Annotated in this window: 5 protein-coding genes; 3 read left to right on the top strand and 2 right to left on the bottom strand. The window is 42.2% G+C overall.

The window, feature by feature from the left end:
- The first annotated feature begins 24 nt into the window (after positions 1–24).
- Entirely contained in the window at positions 25–1,086 is a 1,062-nt protein-coding gene (locus B4U84_RS08740) for a glycosyltransferase family 4 protein (RefSeq protein WP_131117016.1), read from the top strand.
- Between the two features lie 73 nt (positions 1,087–1,159).
- Here B4U84_RS08740 and B4U84_RS08745 read toward each other — a convergent pair whose 3' ends face one another.
- Together B4U84_RS08745 and B4U84_RS08750 are read right to left on the bottom strand one after the other, a co-directional pair.
- The gene (locus B4U84_RS08745; RefSeq protein ID WP_131117019.1) at positions 1,160–2,530 is read right to left on the bottom strand and encodes an FAD-binding oxidoreductase; all 1,371 of its coding nucleotides are present in this window, start codon (positions 2,528–2,530) and stop codon (positions 1,160–1,162) included.
- A 552-nt stretch (positions 2,531–3,082) separates the two neighbouring features.
- Positions 3,083–3,553: a tetratricopeptide repeat protein gene (locus tag B4U84_RS08750; RefSeq protein WP_131117022.1), complete on the bottom strand. Its 471-nt coding sequence runs from the start codon at positions 3,551–3,553 to the stop codon at positions 3,083–3,085.
- A gap of 376 nt (positions 3,554–3,929) precedes the next feature.
- Here B4U84_RS08750 and B4U84_RS08755 point away from each other — a divergent pair, with 376 nt between their 5' ends.
- The gene (locus B4U84_RS08755) at positions 3,930–5,189 is read left to right on the top strand and encodes a GTP cyclohydrolase II (RefSeq protein WP_017313747.1); all 1,260 of its coding nucleotides are present in this window, start codon (positions 3,930–3,932) and stop codon (positions 5,187–5,189) included.
- A gap of 126 nt (positions 5,190–5,315) precedes the next feature.
- Entirely contained in the window at positions 5,316–6,599 is a 1,284-nt protein-coding gene (locus B4U84_RS08760; RefSeq protein ID WP_242677575.1) for a URC4/urg3 family protein, read from the top strand.
- The last annotated feature ends 176 nt before the right edge of the window (positions 6,600–6,775 follow it).

Consider the following 6,775-nt stretch of genomic DNA (forward strand, 5'->3'; position numbering starts at 1 on the left):
AAATGATAAGTGACAAGTGAGATTATGCGAATTATACATATCTTAAATGAGGTTCAGGAAATTGGTAATGGAATTGTCAATGTAGCTGTTGACCTGGCTTGTTTACAAGCAAAAGATGGTCATGAGGTAGCAGTAATATCTGGTGGTGGAGGATACGAAAATTTATTAGCAAAATATGGTGTTAAACATTATCTTTTAGATCAAAGACGCAAACCCATAAATCTCGTTAAAGCTGGTATTAGTTATCAAGGAATTGTCAAAGAATTTCAGCCAAATATTGTTCATGGTCACATGATGACAGGAGTGATATTAGCTGCTTTTCTGAGAAAGAAAGGTAAAAATAGATATGGTTTAGTTTCCACCGTACATAATGAATTTCAACGCAGCAGTATATTTATGGGTCTAGCTGATCGGGTAATTGCTGTTAGTAAAGCAGTTTCCGAGGCTATGGTACAGCGTGGGATCTCTAAAGAAAAATTGCGGGTAGTATGTAATGGTACATTGGGAAGCCCCCGCAATCGTCCCTTACAGGAGTATGAAGCTTTACCTTTACAACATCCAGCGATCGCAACTGTGGCAGGGATGTATCATCGTAAAGGTATAGCCGAGTTAATTGCAGCTTTTGAGCAAATAGCCTCAGATTTTCCCACAGCAAATTTATATATAGTTGGAAATGGGCCTAATCGCCATGAATTTGAAGACCAAGCAAGCAAAACAGCTGTCAGTTCGCGTATCCATTTTGAAGGCTTTCAACCAGAACCCCAGCGTTATTTACTAGCTTGTGATATATTTGTCCTCGCTTCTCACCGCGAACCTTTCGGTCTTGTTTTATCAGAAGCCCGTGAAGCCAGGTGCGCTATTATTGCCACTGATGTAGACGGAATTCCTGAAGCATTGGATAATGGGCAAGCTGGAATTTTAGTACCAGCAAAAGATTCTAATGCCTTAGCAGCAGCATTAGTGAAATTGCTAAGTAATCCAGATACGTTAGAAGAGTGGAAGACAAAGGCGCATCAAAATTTAGAGTGGTTGCATATTGACCGGGTTCATCAAGAAACACTGGCGGTGTATGATGAGTTACCGTGAGTTCGATAAATATGATCAGACTAAACGATCAACTCGCCCGTAAGCCCGCAGGGTTTCCACACTCCCGATCTCCTCAAACTCCCCCAATCTCTCTACTCTTGCCAGGATTCATCAACCCATAGGGATCTACCATTTCCTTAAATCGCAATTGTTCTGGATCGATAACTTTTCTACCACCATCTTCAATAATATAAGTGTGGGGATTGGCAATAAATATACCATGTTCTTCGTGATGGCGGATGATTTCGTTCAAGCGTTCCTCGGTGGTGTAGCGTACAAGTTGTAAGGCGGCGGGAATTGTTACACCATTGGTACGAACAAATTCTACATGCATCATGACTTCATCCCCGTAGTAATGATACATCTGCTCTAATAACTGTAGAGACGCCCCATTGCGCGTCTTTACATCGGCTGGGAAAAGACTTTGTAAATAGGTGATGGAAGTATCAAGACTGCGGGCGTGGAGAGTGGTGTGATTCCAAGTGAATTCTAATAAGTTCGCACCTTTGCCAGGTTCTTGTACTGTTTTTTGATATGTAATATTGCCACCATGTTGCTGCACCAATCCAGGCAAAAACTCTAAACTCTGTTCCGCAATTAACAACAGAGCGGCGTGAGTATCATCGGGGATATATTGCCGCAACGGTGTAAAGTATTGAGGGATGGGGGATGCAAAGACAGCAATTTCTTTTTTAATCATGCCATCAGCATCGCCAAGGCTCTGCCCAAATCTGGCTGCTGCCATAAATTCTGGGAAGGTAATAATTACTTCTGCCCAAGGATAAGACGGACCCAGGGGAATTTCTACTTCAGTGATAATACCATTAATCCCCCAGGCATGATTGACTTTTTGAACATCATCACCACGTAGTTCAATCACACGTGGTTCATCTTCTAAGGTGACGACTTTTAATGCTAAAAGATTACCGCGATCGCCTAAAAATCCATACTGTATTGAGCCAATTCCCCCACTACCACCAGCCACAAAGCCTGCAATTGTTGCTGTGCGGTAGGTAGAGGGTGCCATGCGTATTTCCCAACCAATTTCCCGTGTTTTTTTATCGAGTGCTGCTAATTTCACCCCTGCTTCTGCTCGCGCTACTCCTGGTTTAATCCAGCAAATTTCCTGCATCCGCGTCATATCAAGGATGACACCGCCGTGCAAAGGTACACATTGCCCATAATTTCCTGTTCCTGCACCCCGCACTGTCACTGGAACTCGATGTTTGACACAAGCCGCTGCAATTTTTAATACTTCTTGTTCGTTGGCAGGGCGTATAACTATATCTCCGACTTTTCCCGCTAGTTTGGGAACCAAAACCGGGCTGAAGGTATGATAATCCTGGGATAATTTTGCTACTTGAGAGGAATCTGTAATGATTTCGATTCCTGGTAGGGAATTGATTAGGGTTTCTAAATTGTAGAATTTTTTATATGTTGTCATGGTTGAAATTTATCTTTTGGCAACGAACCGCATAGACGCGCTAGTGGTGAGCCAGTGCGGTGGACGGGTTCCCCGGCATAAAGCACCTGGCGAACCCGAAGGGCTACTTGTAGATTAAGACACAAAGGGCACACACAAAACAGAGGTTAATTACACATTCTTCAAGCTATTCCCCGTTAAGAGTCTCCGTGAATTTAATTTTGCCTATCCACATTATTAACGGTGCGATCGCACAAATGTTGTTTGTCTAAAAAATTACAGCACCAGCAAACAAAATGTTTTGATTCAAATTAATTAGGTTTTTATAAAGCTAGCAAAAAAACTTTAAATTGCTTTCAACTGTTATTATCTTTCCAGCTTTCTAATGTTAATAAAGTGGCTGGAAAATTTCTGGCTGGCTACTGGTTGTTATTGACACAAGTGAATTTTCCACTGGTATCAATAACAAATAAGCCATACTGGATAATTATTTGCACCAATTGAGACTTTAAATATTATTCTTTAGTCTTTGGTCAAATTTAATACAAAATATTCTTCTTTATTTTTTGTGTTTTAACTTAATCGATATGAACATTCGAGAATTAGTTTTTGATTTACCAGAGAATAGGGTTGAATTGCGAGGGCGCGCTTAAAAGCTGCGATCGCTTTTGCATATTCTCCTAAAGCTGCATAACTTAACCCCATGCCATGCAGTGCGCCAAAATGAACTGGATTAATCTGAATAGTCATTAGACAATCAGCCAAAGATTTTTCATATTGGCTAGTAGTGTAGTACAGAAAAGCACGACGATTCCAAGCTTCAGCAAAGTCTGGTTGTTCATTAATTAACTCAGTCAAGACTGCTTCAGCTTTGCTAGTTTGACCTGAATCTAGTAATTTCTGACTGCGTTCAATCATTTCTAAGCCATATATTCCCTTTTGCTGATACCAGATGCGCCAAAGCTTTTTTGTCGCTTGTTCGCGGACTTTTTCATCCGAATTTTTCAAGTCTTCAAGTAAGGAATTGACAAATAAAGAATCCATGAATTTGACGTGAGAGTATAGTATCTTTGGATCAAATTTCGCACAAAACGTTCTCAAAATAAACTTCTTAATCGACCTTTTAAAATTCACCTTATAAATTGCAAGTTAAAGCAATCAATGTCTGGTTTGTTGTAGCCTGTAATACGGTATTGTGCAATCCGGAGAGAATCAAGGTTTTTAGCTTTGAGAAAAAAGGGTGTAGAGGTATAAGAGTATAAGGGTGTAGGAGGATTGTATAGATATGAATCAAATTTTCGGGATATTTGTAAAGATATGAAGCATAAGAAAAATGTCATAGAACATGTAGCGATCAACTATTGACGTTTGACTGCTAGCTAGTGACTAATAAGAAATATCCCAAAAAAAATAAATGACTATGCCAAACCAAAACAGCGTTTCCAGGCATATAGTTCTAACTTCTCATCCTAGTCGCTTTGGCCCCAAACCAATTCCTATTAAATGGGGAGCAAGCGACCCGATGGAACGGGGTCCGATGATTGCCACTTTGACAAAGCAAGCACACCGTAATGTGATTGGTACTCATTCTGGTAGTTATGCGGTTTATCGTGCCTTAGCGGTGGCAAGTGGTGCATTACAGTCAGATCACAGGGCAGATCTCACTAATACTTCTCCAATTGAACATATCGGACCGCATCCGAGTTGGTTTGATCCTGATAAGATTGTTTCCCTCGATCCTTTTGGGGCAATTGTGGGTGAAGTATTCGCACCTTACTACGAACAAGGGTATGATATTCGCCCGACGATCGCGATCACCAAAGCCCACATCAATATGCCTGAATTACTGGAGGCTGTAAATAAAGGACGCTTGGCGATTGATGGCAAGATTATGAAACCAGGCGGCGATTTGGTTGTTACCAAAGCTGCGATTGAGCCAGTTTGGTATTTACCAGGAGTTGCCAAACGTTTTCAAATCAGTGAGGGTGAATTACGACGTGCTTTATTTGAACAAACTGGAGGAATGTTCCCGGAACTAGTGACACGAACTGATTTGGAGGTATTTTTACCGCCAATTGGGGGTGTGACGGTTTATATTGTCGGGGATGTAGCAGCAATTAACGACCCTAGCAAACCTTTAGCAGTACGAGTACATGATGAATGCAATGGTTCCGATGTTTTCGGGTCAGATATTTGCACCTGTCGCCCCTATCTGGTACATGGCATAGAAGTTTGTGTGCAAACCGCACAGGAAGGCGGTGTAGGGATCATTGTTTACTGCCGCAAAGAAGGACGTGCTTTGGGAGAGGTGACGAAATTCTTGGTTTACAACGCCCGTAAGCGACAAGAAGGAGGCGATCGCGCTGATGCTTATTTTGCTCGTACTGAATGTGTTGCGGGTGTCCAGGACATGCGCTTTCAGGAGTTAATGCCAGATGTTTTACATTGGTTGGGAGTTACCCGCATTGATCGCATGGTATCGATGAGCAACATGAAATACAATGCCATCACGACAGCAGGGATTGAAATAGGGGAACGCATACCCATTCCCGAAGAGTTGGTTCCCCAAGATGCCCGTGTCGAAATTGAAGCCAAAAAAGCCGCTGGTTATTATACCACAGGTAAGGTCTTGCAAATAGATGATTTAGCGGAGGTAAAAGGACGTTCTTTAACAGATTAAGTCAATGGTCAAGAGTCAAGTGTCAATTGTCCAGAGCAAATGGTTTTTTGACCATTGACAATTGACCGTTGACAACGGACTCTTGACTTTTTTGAGGGGGTGTGTCGGTTGGAGAAAGTTGAAAACATGGAAATAGAAACCGCCAAGAACGCGATAGAAGCGCAAGCGGGTAATTTTAAGAGTAGAACGCCAAGAGAAGAAACTGAGGTGGTTCCTTATTTGCGATCGCCAATTGCAATTCGAGAGCGTTGCGAACAAATATTTACAATGGCTGTTGCAGGTAAGTCTGATCATTTTGCTTGCGATTTAGATCAGTTGGAACGAGTAGCAGATTATGTGATTGAAGTGATACGGGAGCAATATCCTGATTTACAAATCCCGTTTCACAGTCGTTGGCGACATTTTGAAGTTGGTGGTGTACCACGGTTGGCGAAGTTGGATGAAAAATTAGCCCAGATGACGCCCATCGAGAAAGCTGCTACTAAGTTTGATTTAGCCATAATTAGTGTTTTATTAGATGCTGGTGCTGGTGATCGCTGGCATTTTTATGAAGAAGAAACTCAGTTGAGTTTTAAACGTTCTGAAGGTTTGGCAGTTGCTAGTTACCAAATGTTTTGTCAAGGACTTTTTGCGAGCGATCGCCATCAACCTTTACAAGCAAATACCCTCAGATTGCAACAATTAACAGAACAAGAATTAGCTGATGGATTTGGTGTCACCGCAGATAATCCCTTAGTGGGAATTGCAGGGCGATCGCAATTACTACAAAAGTTAGGTCAAGTCCTGCTAGCTTCGCCCCAGATGTTTGGGGAACAAAATCCCCGCCCTGGTAATTTAGTAAATTATCTTTTAACAAAAGTCAAAAATAATCAGTTAGCAGCTGCAACTGTATTAAATGCTGTTTTGCAAGGACTTAGCGACATTTGGCCCGGACGCGTAGAAATTGCTGGGTCAAATCTGGGAGATGTCTGGTTTCATCCAGCCGTTAGTGATGACGGTTTGATACCTTTTCACAAACTATCTCAGTGGCTGAGTTATTCTCTACTTGAGCCTCTCCAAGAATTAGGTATACAAGTAATCAACTTAGATGCTCTGACTGGATTACCAGAATATCGTAATGGCGGTTTATGTCTAGACTTGGGACTGATCAAGGGTAAACATCCAGATATTTTTACTGAACCTCAATCAGTAGCGTCTGAAGTGATCGTTGAATGGCGCGCCTTGACTGTTATTCTCCTAGATCAAATCGCCGCTACAGTTCGAGCCAAGTTAGGTATGAGTAATGAGGAATTACCACTGGTAAAAATTTTGCAAGGAGGAACCTGGACAGCTGGACGAAAAATAGCTGCTCAACTCCGCACAGGTGGTATTCCTCCCATACAGATAGAAAGTGATGGCACAGTATTTTAGTTGTCATTGGGTATTGGTCATTGGGTATTGGTCATTGGGCATTGGGCATTGGGCATTGGGGGGCATGGGGCATCGGGCATTCTCCTTTGTCTCCCTGCTCTCTGCTCCCTGCTCCCTGCTCCTTTGTCTCCCTTGTCTCCCTTGTCTTCCCACACTCTCCCTTGTCCCCGATCCCC

This window comes from Westiellopsis prolifica IICB1 (genome assembly GCF_004323185.1).
GTDB classification, from domain to species: Bacteria; Cyanobacteriota; Cyanobacteriia; order Cyanobacteriales; family Nostocaceae; genus Pelatocladus; species Pelatocladus prolificus_A.